This window comes from Kitasatospora nipponensis, from assembly GCF_039528135.1.
GTDB lineage: Bacteria > Actinomycetota > Actinomycetes > Streptomycetales > Streptomycetaceae > Kitasatospora > Kitasatospora nipponensis.
Map to the genome: position 1 here is coordinate 1 of NZ_BAAALF010000150.1, position 16,758 is coordinate 16,758.

At 73.1% G+C, this 16,758-nt stretch carries 22 protein-coding genes and 1 pseudogene; 2 read left to right on the forward strand and 21 right to left on the reverse strand.

Features of this window, described 5'->3' with window-relative positions:
* Positions 1-216: 216 nt before the first annotated feature.
* Positions 217-1,002 (reverse strand): SDR family oxidoreductase, encoded by a 786-nt coding sequence (locus tag ABD323_RS30125; protein WP_344445180.1) that lies wholly within the window; start codon positions 1,000-1,002, stop codon positions 217-219.
* Between the two features lie 178 nt (positions 1,003-1,180).
* Between ABD323_RS30125 and ABD323_RS30130 the strand changes: the two genes are divergently transcribed.
* A complete protein-coding gene (locus tag ABD323_RS30130) occupies positions 1,181-2,386 on the forward strand; it encodes a cytochrome P450 (protein WP_344445182.1) in 1,206 nt (401 codons plus the stop codon).
* A 75-nt stretch (positions 2,387-2,461) separates the two neighbouring features.
* Here ABD323_RS30130 and ABD323_RS30135 read toward each other — a convergent pair whose 3' ends face one another.
* The 10 genes from ABD323_RS30135 to ABD323_RS30180 form a co-directional block, all read right to left on the reverse strand.
* Complete coding sequence (locus ABD323_RS30135) at positions 2,462-3,361, reverse strand: NAD(P)-dependent oxidoreductase (RefSeq protein ID WP_344445184.1); 900 nt, start codon at positions 3,359-3,361, stop codon at positions 2,462-2,464.
* Positions 3,362-3,498: 137 nt separating this feature from the next.
* Positions 3,499-3,810, reverse strand: coding sequence for an antibiotic biosynthesis monooxygenase family protein (locus ABD323_RS30140; protein ID WP_344445185.1), 312 nt, complete (start codon positions 3,808-3,810; stop codon positions 3,499-3,501).
* Positions 3,800-4,126, reverse strand: a complete 327-nt coding sequence (locus ABD323_RS30145) for an antibiotic biosynthesis monooxygenase family protein (RefSeq protein ID WP_344445186.1) — start codon at positions 4,124-4,126, stop codon at positions 3,800-3,802. The genes ABD323_RS30140 and ABD323_RS30145 overlap by 11 nt, the downstream gene beginning before the upstream one ends.
* Positions 4,126-4,878, reverse strand: coding sequence for an SDR family NAD(P)-dependent oxidoreductase (locus tag ABD323_RS30150; RefSeq protein WP_344445187.1), 753 nt, complete (start codon positions 4,876-4,878; stop codon positions 4,126-4,128). Before ABD323_RS30150 ends, ABD323_RS30145 begins: the two co-directional genes overlap by 1 nt.
* A gap of 99 nt (positions 4,879-4,977) precedes the next feature.
* Complete coding sequence (locus ABD323_RS30155; protein ID WP_344445188.1) at positions 4,978-5,439, reverse strand: anthrone oxygenase family protein; 462 nt, start codon at positions 5,437-5,439, stop codon at positions 4,978-4,980.
* A gap of 77 nt (positions 5,440-5,516) precedes the next feature.
* Positions 5,517-5,978 carry an SRPBCC family protein gene (locus ABD323_RS30160; RefSeq protein ID WP_344445190.1) on the reverse strand — a complete coding sequence of 154 codons (462 nt, stop codon included), beginning with the start codon at positions 5,976-5,978 and terminating at the stop codon, positions 5,517-5,519.
* Between the two features lie 66 nt (positions 5,979-6,044).
* Positions 6,045-7,268, reverse strand: a complete 1,224-nt coding sequence (locus tag ABD323_RS30165) for a ketosynthase chain-length factor (protein ID WP_344445191.1) — start codon at positions 7,266-7,268, stop codon at positions 6,045-6,047.
* A gap of 2 nt (positions 7,269-7,270) precedes the next feature.
* Positions 7,271-8,566 carry a beta-ketoacyl-[acyl-carrier-protein] synthase family protein gene (locus ABD323_RS30170; protein ID WP_344445192.1) on the reverse strand — a complete coding sequence of 432 codons (1,296 nt, stop codon included), beginning with the start codon at positions 8,564-8,566 and terminating at the stop codon, positions 7,271-7,273.
* A complete protein-coding gene (locus ABD323_RS30175; protein WP_344445193.1) occupies positions 8,563-9,015 on the reverse strand; it encodes a cupin domain-containing protein in 453 nt (150 codons plus the stop codon). Before ABD323_RS30175 ends, ABD323_RS30170 begins: the two co-directional genes overlap by 4 nt.
* Positions 9,012-9,347, reverse strand: coding sequence for a TcmI family type II polyketide cyclase (locus ABD323_RS30180; RefSeq protein WP_344445195.1), 336 nt, complete (start codon positions 9,345-9,347; stop codon positions 9,012-9,014). The genes ABD323_RS30175 and ABD323_RS30180 overlap by 4 nt, the downstream gene beginning before the upstream one ends.
* A gap of 172 nt (positions 9,348-9,519) precedes the next feature.
* Here ABD323_RS30180 and ABD323_RS30185 point away from each other — a divergent pair, with 172 nt between their 5' ends.
* Positions 9,520-9,900, forward strand: coding sequence for a SchA/CurD-like domain-containing protein (locus ABD323_RS30185; RefSeq protein ID WP_344445196.1), 381 nt, complete (start codon positions 9,520-9,522; stop codon positions 9,898-9,900).
* Positions 9,901-10,017: 117 nt separating this feature from the next.
* Here the strand turns inward: ABD323_RS30185 and ABD323_RS30190 are convergent, their stop codons facing one another.
* The 10 genes and pseudogenes from ABD323_RS30190 to ABD323_RS30235 form a co-directional block, all read right to left on the reverse strand.
* A complete protein-coding gene (locus ABD323_RS30190) occupies positions 10,018-10,473 on the reverse strand; it encodes an anthrone oxygenase family protein (protein WP_344445197.1) in 456 nt (151 codons plus the stop codon).
* Between the two features lie 25 nt (positions 10,474-10,498).
* Positions 10,499-10,891 (reverse strand): SchA/CurD-like domain-containing protein, encoded by a 393-nt coding sequence (locus tag ABD323_RS30195; protein ID WP_344445198.1) that lies wholly within the window; start codon positions 10,889-10,891, stop codon positions 10,499-10,501.
* Positions 10,891-11,154 (reverse strand): acyl carrier protein, encoded by a 264-nt coding sequence (locus tag ABD323_RS30200; protein WP_344445199.1) that lies wholly within the window; start codon positions 11,152-11,154, stop codon positions 10,891-10,893. The genes ABD323_RS30195 and ABD323_RS30200 overlap by 1 nt, the downstream gene beginning before the upstream one ends.
* Positions 11,155-11,258: 104 nt before the next feature.
* The gene (locus tag ABD323_RS30205) at positions 11,259-12,086 is read right to left on the reverse strand and encodes an AfsR/SARP family transcriptional regulator (RefSeq protein WP_344445200.1); all 828 of its coding nucleotides are present in this window, start codon (positions 12,084-12,086) and stop codon (positions 11,259-11,261) included.
* 44 nt (positions 12,087-12,130) lie between these two features.
* On the reverse strand, positions 12,131-12,883 hold the full coding sequence (locus ABD323_RS30210) for a thioesterase II family protein (RefSeq protein ID WP_344445201.1): 753 nt from the start codon (positions 12,881-12,883) through the stop codon (positions 12,131-12,133).
* A 291-nt stretch (positions 12,884-13,174) separates the two neighbouring features.
* The gene (locus ABD323_RS30215) at positions 13,175-14,005 is read right to left on the reverse strand and encodes an AfsR/SARP family transcriptional regulator (RefSeq protein ID WP_344445202.1); all 831 of its coding nucleotides are present in this window, start codon (positions 14,003-14,005) and stop codon (positions 13,175-13,177) included.
* 198 nt (positions 14,006-14,203) lie between these two features.
* A complete protein-coding gene (locus ABD323_RS30220) occupies positions 14,204-15,100 on the reverse strand; it encodes a 4'-phosphopantetheinyl transferase family protein (RefSeq protein WP_344445203.1) in 897 nt (298 codons plus the stop codon).
* Positions 15,100-15,414, reverse strand: coding sequence for an acyl carrier protein (locus ABD323_RS30225; protein ID WP_344445204.1), 315 nt, complete (start codon positions 15,412-15,414; stop codon positions 15,100-15,102). Before ABD323_RS30225 ends, ABD323_RS30220 begins: the two co-directional genes overlap by 1 nt.
* Positions 15,411-15,737, reverse strand: a complete 327-nt coding sequence (locus tag ABD323_RS30230) for an acyl carrier protein (RefSeq protein ID WP_344445206.1) — start codon at positions 15,735-15,737, stop codon at positions 15,411-15,413. Before ABD323_RS30230 ends, ABD323_RS30225 begins: the two co-directional genes overlap by 4 nt.
* Positions 15,737-16,758 (reverse strand): annotated as a pseudogene (locus ABD323_RS30235) (hypothetical protein); the annotation flags it as partial. The pseudogene ABD323_RS30235 and the gene ABD323_RS30230, both read right to left, overlap by 1 nt.

A 16,758-nucleotide genomic window follows, 5' to 3' on the forward strand; every position in this document is an offset into this window, starting at 1 on the left:
CCGCGCCTCCTCCCCCCCCCCGGCCGCCAGGGCGGCGGTCAGGGCGTCGACCACGGCACCGGTGGCGGCGGGGGCGGGAGCGAAGTCCACCCATCCGGCGATCTCCGTCATGGGGCCTGACCTCCTGTCATTCGGGTACTCACAAAGGGCGGATGCGGGGGCGGGCCCCGCCGGCGGGACTCTCGGCGGCGCTCGGTGCCCGGCGCTCGGCGGCGCTCAGCGGCGCCCGGCGGCCGGCCGGACCCGGCCGCGCAGCCCGGCCCCCGCCAGCCGGCCCAGCGCCTTGGGGGTGGTGAGCCGCTCGACCCGGGTGCCGTTGCGCCGCGCGGCGAGCACCCGGTCGGCCATCCAGGGCGCGACCACGTCCATCGGGTCGGAGAGCACCTCGTAGTAGACCTGCTGGCGGCGCCCGCGCAGGTCGGCCCGCAGGTCGTTCTCGGCGACCAGTTCGGTGACCACCAGGCCGGGCGAGAGCAGGCCGGCCCGCACGGCGGTGCCGCGGGTCTCCAGGGTCAGCGTGTCGTGCAGGTAGGCCAGCGCCCGCTTGGTCGAGCCGTAGGGGGCCATGCCGCGCGAGACCCGGCCGTTGCTGCCGAATCCGACCATGTTCCAGACGAATCCGCCGCCGGCCGCGAGCATCCGCGCGGCCGCCACCGAACTGCCGTTGATGGCGCCGATCATATTGACCTCGACCACCGTGCGGATATCGCTTTCCGGGATGTCCCAGAGCAGTTGCGGGGCCAGCGCGGTGCCGGCGTTGTTGATCCAGTGGTCGACCCGGCCGAATTGGTCCTGCGCGGTGTCCCAGAGGCGCTCCATATCGGGCCGGGAGGTGACGTCGGCGGCCACGCCGAGGACCGCGGGCCCGAGCTCGGCCGCGCTCGCGCGGGCCGCCTGCTCGGATCGTCCGCAGATCACGACCTGGCAGCCGCGGGAGGCGAAGGCGCCGGCCAAGCCCCGGCCGATGCCCCGGGTACCGCCGGTGATCACGATCACAGTCATACCGGCCATGGTGTCCGCCGGCGCACCACGGGGACTCGAACGGCAGTGGAGCACACAATCGGAGGGCGGTCGTTCCGATATTAACGGCACCGCCTTTAGGTGGATTCCAGACGAACTGGAGCCGCGAACTATTGACTCGACCGGGACATCTGCTTCCGACCGGAACAGGACCGAGCCGATGGCCGCCGAAACCAGTACGGATATTCGGAATTTCCCGTTCTCCTTTCCTCCCGGAATCGCCCAGCCGCCGGAACTGGCCCGGCTGCGGGCGAGCGCCCCGGTCACCCGGGTCAGCCTGCCCACCGGCGACCCGGCCTGGCTGGTGACCCGCTACGAGGACGTCCAGTCGGTGCTGCGCGACCCGCGGTTCAGCCGCGCCGCCGCCGAACTCCCGGACGCACCGAAGCTGGGCGCCTCCAACCCGGGCCCGGACGTGCTGCTGGGCATGGACGGCCCCGAGCACGCCCGGCTGCGCCGCACCGCCACCAAGCACTTCACCACCCGCCGGGTGGAGGAGCTGCGGCCGTGGACCGAGCAGCTCGCCGAACGGCTGGTCGACGACCTGATGGGGGCCGGGCCGCCCGGCGACCTGATGGCCGCCTTCGCGCTGCCGCTGCCGCTGCGCCTGGTGCTGGAGCTGCTGGGGGTGCCTGAGCGGGACAGCCCGCAGCTCTGCGCCCTGACCGACACGGCGTTCAGCATGACCCGGCACACCCCGCAGGAGATCCTGGGGGCGCGCGCGGAGCTCGAGCAGTACATGACCGGCATGGTCGCCGAACGCCGCCGCCGGCCCGCGGGCGACCTGCTGGGCGCGTTGGTCGCCGAACGGGACCAGGGCGAGCGGCTCACCGAGCGCGAACTCGTGAGCTTCGCCTTCCTGTTGGTCACCGCCGGCTACCTGAGCACCAGCAACGCGATCGCCTCCGGCTGCCTGACCCTGCTGCTGCGCCCCGATCAGCTGCGGCGGCTGCGCGCGGACCCGGGCCTGATCCCCACCGCCACCGAGGAGTTGCTGCGCACCAACCCGTCCGCCATCACCGGCGCGCTGCTGCGCGTCGCGCTGGAGGACGTCGAGCTGGGCGGGGTCGCCATCCGCGCCGGCGAGGGCGTGCTGCCGGTGATCGGCTCCGCCAACCACGACGAACGGGCCTTCCCCGCCGCCGAGTCGGTGGACGTGACCCGCACCGGCGCCTCGCACCTGGCCTTCGGCTACGGGGTGCACCGCTGCCTGGGCGCGCAGCTGGCCCGGATGGAGCTGCAGGTCGCCCTGGAGGTGCTGCTGCGGCGCCTGCCGCGCTTCGAACTGGCCGTGCCGGACCGCGAGCTGGTCTGGAAGGACCACCCGGTCTCGCGGGGTCTGCTGGCCCTGCCGGTGGCCTGGTAGCGGGAACCGCGCAGCCCGCGGCCCGCCGACCACCAGGGTCGGCGGGCCGCGGGCTGCCGGCGGACGTAGCGGGCCTCAGCCGGCCGCCCGGGCCGCGCGGGCGGCGCCGGCCGGGCCGAGGTGCTCGATCAGCACCGAGGCGTCCTGGTCCCCGTCACCGGCCGCCACCACCGCGGCGTACCCGGCCCGCACGGTGTCCAGCACCGGCATCGCGACGCCCGCCGCGGCGGCGTCGGCGACCGCGAGCCGCAGGTCCTTCTCCATCAGCGCGGACCGGAAGAACGCCGGCTGGTAGCTGCCCTTGCGCATCAGCTCGGCCCGGAAGCGCATCACCACCGAGCTGAAGCCGCTGCCCGCGATCGAGCTGAGCAGCTGGTCGCGGTCCAGACCGGCCTGCGCGCCGTAGGTGACGGCCTCGGCCAGCGAGGCCACCTGGGCACCGAGCAGCAGGTTGAGGATCAGCTTCATGGTCGCCGAGGCGCCGGGCGCACCGAGCACGACCAGCTCGCTGCCGACGGTCTCCAGCAGCGGGCGGGCCTGCTCGATGTCGGCCTCCGCGCCGGAGGCGAAGACCCGCAGCTGGCCGTCCCGGGCCTGGAACGGGTTGCCCACCACGCACGCCTCGACCCGGCGCAGGCCGGCGGCGGCCAGCTTCTCGGCGCTGCTGCGGGCGTACTCGGGCGAGACCGTCGAGGTGTCGATCACCAGGCTGCCGGGCGCCAGGACCGGGACCAGCTGCTCGAAGAGCACCTGGTCGACCGCCGCCTCGTCGCTCAGGCTGAGCAGCACGGTGTGCTGCCCGGCGGCGGCCTCGGCGGGCGTGGCGGCGGCCAGGGCCCCGGCGGCCACCAGCGGCTCGGCCTTGCTCGCGGTGCGGTTGTACACGGTGAGCTCGTAGCCCGACTGCAGCAGGCGGTGCGCCATGCCACCGCCCATGTTGCCGAGTCCGATGAACGCCAGTCGCGTGCCGGTCATGGGGTGCTGCCTTTCTACGGGGTCATGTCCACGAAGTCGATGAGGGCCGTCGGATCAAGCCGCTGTCCCCGGCGCCGGGATGTGCGCCGGGGACAGGGGGACGACGGAAGGGGGAGCTGACGCTTCGTCAGAACGCGTCAGAACGCGTCTTCCACCGTGTAGATGGCGAACGGGTTGCCCACCCGGTGGTCCCGGTAGGGCCGCAGCGCGGCGGTGTCGTCGCGGTGTTCGGCGCCGGCCTCCCACTGCTCGAAGGCCGCCAGGCTGGCCCACCGGCTCACCACCACCAGCGAGGACGGGTCGTGGCTGCGGCGCAGCAGCTCGTTGCCGAGCATCCCCGGCACCTTGGACAGCCGCTCGCTGACCTCCTGGTACGCCGCGCGGACCGCCGCCACCTCCTCGTCGGTGGTGGCGACCTGGTAGACCAGGACACGGACCTCAGTGGGCATCGGCGCTCGCCCCCGCCCGCCCGCCGATGTGCTCGACGATCTCCATCGTGTGGAAGGAGCCGCCCGAGCGGTACGGGTGCAGCTTGGCCCGGTGCTCCAGGTGGGCCGCGCTCTCCTCGAAGGCGCGGAACCGCGGCTCGTCCAGCCAGTCGCTGACGATCCAGTAGGTGCCCGGCACCGCGGTGTCGCGCGAGAGCCACTGGCCGAGGTTGGCCGGGTGGCCGGTGACCGCGTCGGTGCCGCGTCGCCACTCCGCCACGAAGTCGTCCTCGGAGCCCGGCTTGACCTCCATCCTGAGCATCACCCGGAAGGCCATCAGGAGATCCCGCCGTCCACGCTGACGGTCGAGCCGGTGACGTAGCGCGAGAGGTCGCTGGCCAGCCACAGGATGGCGCCGGCCACCTCGTCGGGGGTGCCGAGCCGGCCCAGCGCGGTCTTGGCGCTGTAGCGCTCGATCATCAGCTTCTGCTGGTCCTCGGGGAGCTTGTAGAGGTTCTCGGTCTCCACCACGCCGAGCGCCACCACGTTGAACCGGATGCCCTGCGCGCCGAACTCCTTGGCCAGCGAGCGGCTCAGGCCGGTGAGCGCGGCCTTGGTGGCGGTGTAGTGCGAGCGCAGCGGGATGCCGGCGTCCACGGCCTTCGAACCGATGCTGACCACCGAGGAGTTGGCGTCGAGCAGCGGCAGCGCGTGCTGGATCACCAGGTGGGCTGCGGTCACATTTGTGGTGAACACCCGCTGGAACTCAGCCAGTTCGAGCTTGGCGTACGGGATGTGGCTGATCGCGCCGGCGTTGTTGACCAGCAGGTCGAGCCGGCCGTGGAACTCGGTGACCCGCGCCAGCAGGCCGGCCACCTGCGCCTCGTCGGTCAGGTCGGCGCGCAGCACCAGGTGGTTGCCGCCGATCTCCTTCAACTCCGCCTGCAGCGAGGTGACGTAGTCGCTCTCCTGCTGGTAGCAGGTGACCACGTCGACGCCGGCCTTGGCCAGCGCGAGCACGATCCCGCGGCCGACACCGCGGCTGCCGCCGGTGACGAGAGCCTTCTTGCCCTGCAGATCAAGGTTCATGGGGTTCCTCCGAGAAGACAGCTGGTGGAAGACAGCTGGGGAAGACGAGCTGGTGGGAAAGGGAGCACGCACCGCGACCGGCGCGCGCACGGTCGCAGGTCAGAGCAGGGTCGCGAGCGCGGCGCAGTTGGCGACGAAGGCGAAGATGCTCAGCAGGCTGCGCCGCCGGTTCCAGGGGCCCCAGCTCTCCCGCGGGTCGAGCTCGGAGAAGTTCTCCGGCAGGTTCTCCGGGTCGATGGTCTGGATCCACTTGTTGACCGGGACGTTCTTGGTCACCGAGATGGTGATGGTCACCGCCGAGAGCAGGGCGGCGACCAGGCAGAGCCACCGGGCCGCGGCGTGCGGGGCGGTGGCCGCCAGCACTCCGTCGCCGACCAGGGTGCCGAGCAGGCAGATCGGCATGGCCGGGTCGTAGCGGGTGGCGAAGAAGGCGTGCGCGTGGACGTAGCGATCGGGGGGCAGTGCGGCGAGCAGCGGCCAACCGCCGAGCTGGGTACCCAGGAGCACCCCGGCGGCCAGGCCGTTGAGCAGCACCGTCAGCGGGGCGAGCAGAGCGATCACCGGGTGACCTCCGTCGGCTGTGCGGCTGTGGTGGTGGGCCGGGCGGTCCGGCGCGGGCCGGGCGCCCTGGCGTGACGTCAGCGCGAGGTGCGGGCCGCGGCCTCGACCTTGCTCTTGATCAGCTCCATCTGGACCAGCGTGTTGCGGTTCAGGTGGCCGGTCATCCCCTCGTCGTCGACGGGGGCCTGCGGCTTCATGTGGAAGTCCTGGACCCAGCGCATCCGGACCCCGCCGGCCGGCTCCTGGTGGTACTCCCAGTGGATGTCCATGAACTCGAACGGGCCGGTCTCCACCCGGTAGGCGTCCACCGTGTGGGTCGCCGGGTCCGGGGTGCGGCGCGAGACCCAGCTCCACACCGTGCCGTTCTCGTCGGGGTGCATGGTGAGGCGGAAGGTGACGGTGGCGCCGTCGCGCTCCAGGACGTCCACCGAGGCGTACTCGCTGAACAGGTTCGGCCAGTTCTCCAGGTCGTTGGTCAGCTCCCAGACGGTCTCCAGCGGGGCGTCGATGACGATGGAGTTGTCGGTGTGGCCTGCCATCTCTCTCCTTGGGTGAGGATCCCCGGATCTGGGCCGGGGAGAAGAACGTGTCCTTGGGGCCCGGCGTCAGCGCCCGAGCACCAGCGCGGAGTTGAAGCCGCCGTGGCCGCGGGCCAGCACCAGCGCGTGCCGCAGCGCGGCCGTGCGGGGCTGCTCGGTGACCAGGTCGAGCTCGCAGCCGGCCGCCAGCTCGTCGGTGCCGACCGTGTGCGGGATGACGCCGTCGCGCAGCGAGAGCAGCGCGGTGGCCACGTCCAGCGGTGCGCCGCCGCCGTACAGCCGGCCGGTGAGCACCTTGGGCACGGTGACCGGGACGCCGCGCGGGCCGAAGAGCCCACTGATCACCTCGGCCTCCGCCCGGTCCTGGGCGGGCAGGCCGGCGCCGTCCGCGAAGACCACGTCGATGTCGTCCGGGGTGAGCCCGGCGTCGGCGATGGCCTGGCGGGCGGTGCGCGCCAGCGCGGGCGGGCGGCCCGAGCCGGGCGCCGGGTCGAAGCCGGCCGCGTAGCCGAGCACCCGGCCGTACGGCTCGCGCGCGCCGCGCTCGGCCGCGGAGGCCGCGCTCTCCAGCACCAGGATCGCCCCGCCCTCGCCGGGCAGGTAGCCGCTGGCCGCGCGGTCGAAGGGCAGGTACGCCCGGGCCGGGTCGGCGACCGTGGAGAGCAGACCGGTGCTGAGCTGCGCGGTCAGCCCGTACGGGCAGAGCGAGGCGTCGGTGCCGCCGGTGACGACCAGCCGCGCACCGCGGCGGGTCAGCCGCCGGGCCTGCCCGATGGCGTCCAGGCCGCCGGCCTGCTCGCCGCAGAGCACGCCGCACGGGCCGCGCATCTTGTGCCGGATGGAGACCTGGCCGGTGGTGGCCGCGTAGAACCAGGCGATCGACTGGTAGGCGCCGACCCACTCCGGCTCGTGCTGGTAGAGCGCCTCCATCTCGTGCTGGCCGAACTCGGTGCCGCCCGAGGAGCTGGAGGTGACCACGGCCATCTCGTACTCCGGCAGGGTGGCCGGGTCGACCTGCGCGTCGGCCAGCGCCGCCTCGGAGGCGGCCAGCGCCAGGTGCGTCCAGTGGTCGGTCTGCTGGATCAGCCGGCTGGGCACCCGCTCCTCGGCCGAGAAGCCGCTCACCTCACCGGCGTAGCGCACCGGGTACGGCGTGGGGTCGAAGCGGGTGATCAGGTCGATCCCCGACTTGCCGGCCAGCACGGCGGCCCAGTGGGCCTCCACGCCGATCCCGGTGGGGGCGGTGATCCCGATACCGGTGATCACCGGGGCGGTGTCGTCGGTCGGCATGATCAACTCCTCGGGTAGTCGACCACACCGGGCCGGGCCAGGACCATCGCGCTCTGGAACCCGCCGAACCCGCTGCCGACGGTGAGCACCACGTCGGTGCGGTGCTCACGCGCCACCAGTGGCACGTAGTCCAGGTCGCAGTGCGGGTCGGGGTTGTGCAGGTTGGCGGTCGGCGGCACGACCTGGCGGTCCAGCGCCAGCGCGCAGGCCGCCACCTCGATCGAGCCGATCGCGCCCAGCGAGTGGCCGATCATCGACTTGATCGAGCTGACCGGGATGTCGTAGGCGTGCTCGCCCAGGCTGCGCTTGAAGGCGGCCGTCTCGTGCCGGTCGTTCTGCTTGGTGCCCGAGCCGTGGGCGTTGATGTAACTGACCGCGGTCGGGGCGAGCCGGGCCTGGTCGAGGGCGACCGTGATCGCCTCGGCCATCTCCCGGCCGTCCGGCTTGAGGCCGGTCATGTGGTGCGCGTTGCTGCGCCCGGCGCTGCCCACGATCTCGCCGTAGACGTGCGCGCCGCGCGCCTCGGCGGCGCTCTTCTCCTCCAGCACCAGCACCGCGGAGCCCTCGCCGAGCACGAAGCCGGCCCGGTCGCGGTCGAAGGGGCGCGAGGCGTGCGCCGGGTCGTCGTTGCTGGCGGTGGTGGCCCGGATCGCGTCGAAGCAGGCCGCGCTGATCGGCGAGATCGGCGCGTCGGTGGCGCCGGCCAGCGCGACGTCCGCGCTGCCCTCCTCGATCAGCTGCACGGCGTGTGCCACCGCGTCGATGCCCGAGGTGCAACCGGTCGAGATCAGCGAGACCGGGCCCTCGGCGCCGGCCGCCCAGGCCACCTCGACCGCGAGGGTGGAGGGGACCATGTAGCCGTACAGGTGCGGGACGCCGTAACTGTGGTCGACCAGCCAGTCCCGCCCCTTGTTGCTGAGGACGGTGTACTCCTCCTCCAGGCCCATCGTGCAGCCCACCGCGCTGCCCAGGCCCACCGCGATCCGCTCGGGAGCGACCGCCGCCAGGTCCAGGCCGCTGTCCGCGATCGCCTCGCGCGTGCAGACCACCGCGAACTGCGCGGCCCGGTCCATCCGGCGGACCTCGCGCGGGTCCAGCCCGGCCGCGGCCGGGTCGAAGTCGACCTCGGCCGCGACCTGCGAGCGGAACAGGGTGGGGTCGAAGAGGCTGACCCGGCGGGTCGCGGTGCGACCCTCGGTGAGCAGCTGCCAGAACGCCTCGCGGCCGACCCCGCCGGGCGCCACCACACCGATGCCGGTGATCACGGCGCGCCGCGGGCCCCCCGCCCGGGCACTCACGGGGTGCCGCCTACCTGCGGATTCGCCGCCGCCGGGTGCTGGGCCGCCTCGGTGTCCACGTGCCCGAGCTCGGGGCGCGGGGCCAGCGGGGAGAGGTGGAAGGCGCAGTGCGCGGTCTCCACGCCGACGTTGACCAGCCGGTGGCGGACCCCGATGGGGACCAGCAGCGAGTCGCCGGCGCCGAGCGTGACCTTCTGGCCGTCCAGCGTCATCTCCAGCTCGCCGGAGACCACGTGCAGGAACTCCTCGGAGAAGGGGTGGTAGTGCTCGGTGATGTGGTCGCCGGCGGCCAGGCTCATCACGCCGCCGAAGCCGGAGGTGCAGCCCACCGTCTTGGGGCTGAGCGTCACCCGGATGTCACCGCCGCGCTTGATGTTCGCCTCGACCTGGTCGGCGGCGACCTTCACCGTGCGGGTGATGGTGTTCTCGGTGCTCGCGTCGGTGGTCACTGGATCCGCCCCTCGTCCTTGGTCCACACGTAGAAGGGGGTCGCCATGGCGTCCTTGGGTTCCTTCCAGTTCGGGTCGTACGGATTCACGCAGGCCGCGAGGCGGGTGTTGATGTCCTCGTAGAGCGGGTGGCTGCGCGCGCGGTACAGGTTCGGTGTGATGTCCTGGTCCGCCTCGACCAGGTGGAAGTAGAGGTCGTGGAAGCGGAACAGGGTGCGCCGGGAGACCCCGACCAGATGGGGCAGGTCGGTGGAGTCGGAATCGCCGAAGATGCCCGCGATGTCCTCGACCTTGCCCGGTTGCAACTTGGCCACGATGAGGGTTCGGTGCACTGCGTGCCTCCTCTGGATTGGGTGCTGACACCGACACCGGGGACTGTTCCAGCGTGGCCTGGAGACCCGCTCAAGCGGCTGTCCAGGGGTGCGGCGACTGCTTGAGGGGGACCCGAGCCGGCGGTGCTGCCATGAGCGCCGTCAGCCGTCCGGTCCCCTCCAGGAGCCAGTCATGCCCTTCGCCGCCGTTACCTACGACATCAAGCCGGGCTTCGAGGCCGAACTCGCCGAGATCTTCGGCAACTTCCGCCGGGTGAAGTCCGACAAGGTGGCCTCCGAGACCGGCGAGGAGGCCGGCCGGATCCTGTCCACCGCGGTCTTCATCCGGGACGACACGCTGGTGCGCGTCATCGAGTACCAGGGCGACCTGGAGGCGGTGGCCCGGCACATGGCCTCGCAGCCCGGCGTGCGCGAGGTCGAGCAGAAGCTCAAGCCCTACCTCTCCCGCCCGCGCGAGACCGACACGGTGGAGGGCTTCGTGGCCACCTTCCAGCGCAGCCTGCTGCGCACGGTGGCGCAGATCTCGGTGCGCGACCTGCCCACCGGTGCCTGACGTACCGTCAGATCCCTTGCGCCGCACCGGCGCGGACGTACCTCGGCCCGGCCCCGTCGTGACGGGGCCGGGCCGAGGTAGGACCGGGGTTCGCCTGCGTGGTGACGGCGCCCGCGGTCAGTGCCAGGTGGCGGCCAGGCCGTTGACGACCAGTGCGACCGCGGCCAGCGCGGTGCGCAGCAGGTGCCAGCGCCGCCACAGCGGCCGTGGGTCCGACCAGTCGCCGGGCAGCACCTGCGGGTCCTCAACCGCCTTGACCCGCCGGTTGATCGGTACGTTGGCCAGGTGCGAGACCCCGGAGACGCCCAGCAGCAGCACCGCCGCCACGGCCGCCAGGGTGCGCACCGACCCGGTGTTGAACACCGCCCAGAGCACGTCCGCCAGGGTCGAGGAGAGGACCACCACCGGCATGGTGGGATCCCAGTTCCGGCCCAGCAGTTGGTGCGCGTAGACGTAGGTGCTGGTCGGCATCGCGAAGAGCGCGGGAAGCACGCTCAGCGCGACCGCGAACAGCACCCCGGCGGTGATGCCGCTGCCCGTCAGCGCGAGGATCCCGAGCGCCGGCGCCTTCATGGCGGTCCGCCTTTCCTCGAACTCGTCAGGCCTGGGTCGGGGCCTGGGTCGGGTGGGTGTCGACGGTCAGCTGCGAGACCGAGCGCATCAGCGCGTTGCGGAAGTAGGACGCGAAGCCCTCGTCGCTGACGGTCTCGCGCTGCTCGGCGAGGTAGGGGGCGAGCTTCTCCTCCAGGACGTGCACCCCGCGCTGGGCGGCCATGTGGCGGCCGACCGCGGCGAAGTCGCCCTCGTAGTGGATGACCCGGACCAGGACGTCGTCCTTGACGAAGACCCCGGTGCCCAGCAGCCGGCCGGCCGACTCGCCGTCGGGTGCCGCGTAGTCGGGGGTGTCGACCCGCTGGAAACCGGCGAAGATCGCGGCGATCTCGTCCTCGAAACCGGGCTTGACGCGGTAGGTGATGGCTGCGTAGGGCATCAGAGGGCCTTTACGGAGAGGTTGGTGTTGATCATTTCGAGCAGGGCCCGCGGGGTCTCGACCCCGATGACCTCGTCGTCGGAGAGCTCCACGCCGCGCTCGCGCTTGAGCACGCCGGTGACCTGGAGCAGGGCGAGCGAGTCGTAGCCCAGCTCCAGGAAGGGCACGTCCGACACGTCGTCGGTGTCCACGTCGTAGTTCTCGGCCTCGCCGGCGCACTCGCGCAGCTTCTCGGTCAGCTCGTTCAGCGTGAACTCGCTCATCGGGTTCCTTCCGTGAGGTGTTGGGTGACTCGGGTGCGGAGAGTCGGGTGTGCGGAGAGTCGGGTGTGCGGAGGGATCGCAGGGTGCGGAGGGATCGGGGGTGGTCAGACGGCCGGCAGCAGCCGGCCCGGGCTGGCCGACCCGGCCAGGTCGAGCCAGGGGTCCGCGTCCAGCACCGCGCTCTGCAGCGCGCGCAGCTCCGGCGAGGGGTCCAGGCCCAGTTCGAGACTGAGCACGGTGCGCAGCCGCTGGTAGGTCTCCAGTGCCGTGCTGCGCCGCCCCGAGCGGTAGAGGGCGATCATGAGCTGCGCCTGCAGCCCCTCGTGCAGCGGGTACTGGGCGCAGAGCCCGGCCAGTTCGCCGACCAGCTCATGGTGGCGCCCCAGCCTCAGGTCGGCCTCGATCCGGCGGCCCAGGATGCTCAGCCGGGACTCCTCCAGGCAGCGCGCCTCGGCCTCCAGCAGCGGCCCGCACTGGACGTCCACCAGGGCCGGCCCGCGCCACAGCTCCAGCGCCTGGCGGAAGGTGGCGGAGGCGGCCGCGCAGTCACCGGCCTCCATCGCGCGGTGGCCGCGCCGCGACAGCCGGTCGAACTCCGCGCTGTCGGTGGAGCCGCCCTGGGTGTCCAGCAGGTAGCCGCCGGGCTCTGTGACCAGCACGCTCTTGGAGCCGAGCGGCAGGTCGGCGTGCGGGGTGCCGGCCAGCGCGGTGGCGATGCAGCCGCGCAGCTGGAGCACGTAGGTCTGCAGCGTGGTCTGCACGCTGCGCGGGGGGTGTTCCCCCCACACCTCCTCGATCAGGGCGTCCACCGAGACCAGGCGATCCGCCCGGCAGGCCAGCAGCGCCAGGACCTTGCGGGGCTTGCCGGCCGTTGGCACGACCGGCACCCCCGACTGGTCGACCCGCAGTGGGCCGAGCACACCGATATCCATACGGTCTTCTCCCTTCGAGGTTCGCTGACAAACCGGGGCCGGACTCAGTCGACGGCGGCGAGCTCCGCCAGTGGCGCGAGCAACTCACCCAGGAGCTTGGGCAGTTCGGCATCCCGGACGAAGAAGTGGCCGCCGTCGAGGGTCCGGAAGCGAAATTCGGCGGTGGTCCACCGCTCCCACTGCGCCACCGCCGCCGGGGTGGCGATCCTGTCGTCGCGGCCGGCGAACGCCCAGAGCGGGCAGGAGAGCGGCTCGCGGGCGCCGTCCCGCAGGCAGCGGCCCAGGGTCAGGTCGGCGCGGGTGGTGGCGAGCACAGTGCGCAGCCAGGACGGCCGGCCCAGCAACTCCTCGGACAGGCCGCCTATGCTGGAGAGCCGACCCACCAACTGACTGTCCGTCAGTTCCTCGCCCGCGATCAGCGGGTTGGGCAGGTGCGGCGCCATGCAGGCGCCGACCACCACGCCCAGCGGGGGCCGCCGGCCCGCGGCGATGCGGTGCTCCGCGAAGCGGGTGGCGACCAGCGCCCCGAGGCTGTGGCCGTAGAAGGCGTAGGGGCCCTGCTCCAGGAGCGGCCCCAGGTGCTCGTCCAACTCCTCGAAGAGCAGCCCGACATCGGTGATCCGCTCCTCACCGAGGCGGCTCTCCCGGCCGGGCAGTCGGACCGGCACCACCGAGACCTGCGAGCCGACCCGGGCGCTCCAGCCGGCGAAGGTCATCGCCCCGGCGCCGGCGTGATGGAAGCAGAAGAGTCTCAGTGGCGCCTCGGCCCGCGGTCGGGCTGCGACGTACTGGTTCACGCGGCCTCCTTCGCCCATCGACGCCGCCACAACGGCAGCGCGAGACGATGGTGGCCAGAGGCTCTGGAAGAACGGTGGACGTGAGCTGGAGTACGGCCCGACCGCGGGCTGCGCAGGCCCTGGGCCGTACCCGACCGGTCCCGGGCCGTGCGGGCCGGGCCACTCGCCGTACCACCGGCCGTGCGGGCCGGGCCACTCGCCGTACCACCGGCCGCGCGGGCCGGGCCACGGGCGGTCCGGGCCCGCGTGACGGACTGGCCGGACCCCCGCCGCGGGCCCGGCCCGGCGGCGTCAGCCGACCACCACGCGGCTCTCCCGGGCCAGCGGGAGGTCCGCGCTCTCCAGGCCGTAGTCCCGCACCGGGGTGCCACAGAGGATAGCCTGCTGCAACCGCTGCAACTGACCCGAGGGCTCCAGGCCGAGCTCGTCCACCAGGGTGTCGCGCAGCTTCTGGTAGACCGCCAGCGCCCGCGGCGCCCGGCCGGCCCGGTAGAGCGCCACGATCAGGTGCGCGTGCAGGCTCTCGTCCAGCGGGTGGTGACCGATCAGCGCGGACAGCTCGCCGACCAGCTCGTGGTGGCGCCCCAGCCGCAGGTCCGCCCGGATCCGCCGCTCCAGCACCCCGATCCGCGACTCCTCCAGCCGGGTGACCTCGATGCTGAGGTGGTGGCCGTGCCGCACGTCCACCAGCACCGGGCCGCGCCACTGCTCCAGCGCGGCGCCCAGCACCGCCGAGGCGGCGGCCATGTCGCCGGCGGCGTAGGCCGCGTAGCCCAGGGTGGCCAGGCGGTCGAACTCGTTGGCGTCCACGGCGGCCGCCGGCATCTCCAGCACGTAGCCGCCGTGCCGGGTGGCCAGCACCTGCTCGGCCCGGTCGCTGCGGCTGTCGCGCAGCGCGGCCCGCAGGTTGCGCCGCAGTTGCAGGATGTAGGTCTGCAGGGTGGTGGCGGCGCTGCGCGGCAGCTCGGCCCCCCACAGCTCCTCCATCAGCTGCGGGACCGAGACGATACGGTTCGCGTTGAGCGCCAGCAGCGCGAGGATCTGTCGGGGCTTGGCCGCCGTCGGGACGATGGAGACGCCCGAGGCGGCGGCGGTCAGCGGACCAAGAACCTGAACGTCCATCAGAGGACCTCCCCATCTCTCCGCGTGCTGCCGGTAAGCGGATGCGTCCGGTCAGTAACGGATCGTTTCACGCACGGGCACTGACGGACAGTGAGATCTTCAGGAAACGGGCAGGAGTCAGTCACTCGGGGCCGGCGTGAGAAATTCATGCCCCGGATGGTGAATCGACCACTGGCCGTCCACCGCGTCCCGGGCGCATCATGGTGCGAGCGGCGCACCGGCCAGGCGTCGGCCCCCTTCCGCAGCAGCGCCACCCGTGAGGGCGGCGAGCAGGTCCTCGTCCACCCGCAGGGCGTCCACCCCGTCCCCGATCCGCCCGAAGCCGGCGTCGTAGAGCGCCGCGCTGACCGTGTAGCGCTGTTGCAGCGGCCAGGTGTGGAACGCCCACTCGGCGCCGCTGCCCGGCGAGCCGTCCGGTAACTGCACCTCGTGCGCCTGGCGGTCCTGCGGGCCGAAGCCGAACTCGGTGAAGCGGAACCGCATGCCCTGCCCGATCGCCTTGCTGTAGGCCTCCTTGAGGGTCCACAGCCGCACCAGCGCGCTGTTGCGCTGGTCCGGCGGCACGAGCTCCAGTGCCCGCAGCTCGTGCGGCGTGCACATCTGCGGCTCGGTGCCCAGACCCAAAATCTGGCGGTCCGTCAGCTCGGCGTCCACGCCGATCCAGCCGCGCCGGGTGAGCCCGACGACGAGCACGTCGGCGGTGTGGCTGAGGCTGATGTCGAGCTGCTCGTAGCCGCGCAGGTAGGGCCGGCCGCCCAGCTTGTACGCGAGTTCGAGCTGCTGCGGCGGCTCGCCGATGACCGCGCCCGCGGTGTGCTTGAGCATCCGCCGCGCGGCCACGAACCGGGCCCGCACCTGCGGATGGCGCATCCGGCTGAACCGCGCGAAGTCCGGACCGAGCAGACCGGCCAGCGCGGGGTCGGCCAGGTCGGCCGGCAGCCAGTCCGCGAGCCGGGCGTGCACCAGCGCGCTGCCGTGCTGAGCCAGACCCGCGCGGACCGCCTCCCACGGCCCGTCCGGCCCGTGCACCAGGGCCGGCTCCGGGAACGGCCGGCTCTCCTGGGGCGCCAGCGGCGCCCCGGTCGTGGCGGCCATCAGCTCGCCCCGACCAGCGAGAGCCGCCGGGTGAGGTAGCCGAAGAGCGAGCCGACCGTGTCCAGGTACGGCAGCATCTCCGGCAGTGAGAGTTCGCCGAGCTCCGGAAACCGGGTCTCCAGGCGGTACTTGAGTTCCATCAGCATCACCGAATCGAATCCGAGATCGTCCCCGAACTGCAGTTCCTCGTCCAACTCCCGGTCGGGGTCGTCCGCCTGGTCGGCGAAGAGCAGCTCCGGGGTCACCTCCGCGACCGCCAGCAGCGCCGCGCAGACCCGCTCGGCGATCCCCTGTGGGCCGGCGGTGCCGCTCATCGGGCCGCCTCCGCCAGCGCGGCCCGGTCGCGGTCCGCGGCGCGGCCGGCCAGGTAGTGGGCCAGCGCCTCCAGCGTGGCGTGCTCGAAGAGTTCGCCCAGCTCCAGGCGGAGCGCGAAGGCCTCCTCGATCTCACCGAACAGCCCCAGCGCCGCCACCGAGTCCAGACCGTACTCGACCAGCGGCACGTTCCTGCCCACCCCCTTGGCGGCGCCCAGCAGTTGACGCTCCAGGCAGCGCGCGAGCCAGCCCCGCAGCTCGTGGCGCTCCCCGTCCACCGAGGTGATCACCAGTTCCGACCGGTCCACGGCTTGCTCTTCCATCAACGGTCCCGTCCATCCCTGTGTGTCGGCGCGGCGCCGAACAGCGGCGTGTCGTAGAGGTCGTAACTGCGGTGCTGCGCGAAGCGCGTGAGCACCTCTTCGAGCAGCGGCCCGTCGTGCTCCGGCGGGAGCTTGGCCACCGGGCCGCCGAGCCGGCGCAGCAGCCGGGCCAGCGCCGCCACCAGCCAGCGCGGATCGGCCAGGAAGCCGCCCGGCGTCTGCCGCCGCTGGTGGCGCCAGACGCCCAGCGCGGCGGCGCCCGCCAGCACCAGCGCGTACCGGTCGGCCAGCGCGTGGCCGCGCGGGTCGGCCAGCGCCGCCCGCCCCCCGGGGTCGAGCGCGGCGCAGCCGTCCCGCAGCCGTTCCAGCTCGGCCACCAGCGACCGGGCCAACGGGACGACCAGCGCCAGCTGTTCGTCCGCCTCACCCGGTGCGCCCGGTTCTGCCTGCCCGGCCCCGGGCCCGGCCCCCGGGTCGGCCGTCAGCTCGGCCTCCGCCGCGAGCAGCGCGGCCATCAGCGGGTCGCCCTCGGCCGCCGCCGTGAGCCGGTCGACCTCCAGCGCCGGCAGGCCGGCCGCGTCCAGCGCGAAGAGCGCCGCCGGCGCCGGCTCCGCGGCGAACCACGACTCCCGTGCCAGCCACGGCAGTTGCGGCACCACGGTGGCCCGGCAGGCGGCCGAGCCGGCCAGGCCCAGGCCGATCATCGGCAGGTCGCGGACGTTCTTGCGAAACGCCCCGTAGGCCCCGCCCGAGGTGTGGAACTCCGCGCCCAGCAGCGTGGAGAGCTCGTAGGAGGTCTCGGTCAGCAGCTGCGGCAGCAGGTACTTCACGGCCGCCGCGTACAGCCCCGAGTCCGCCGGCAGCAGGTGCACCGCGCGGGTGGCCACCAGCGCCAGGCAGTCGCAGAGCAGCAGGTCCACGAAGGCGCCCGCCAGCGTGGAGCGGGCGTGCGAGGCACGCAGCGTCCCCTCGGCGCCGGCGGGCGCCCGGGGGGGGGGGGGGGGGGGGGGGGGGGGGGGGG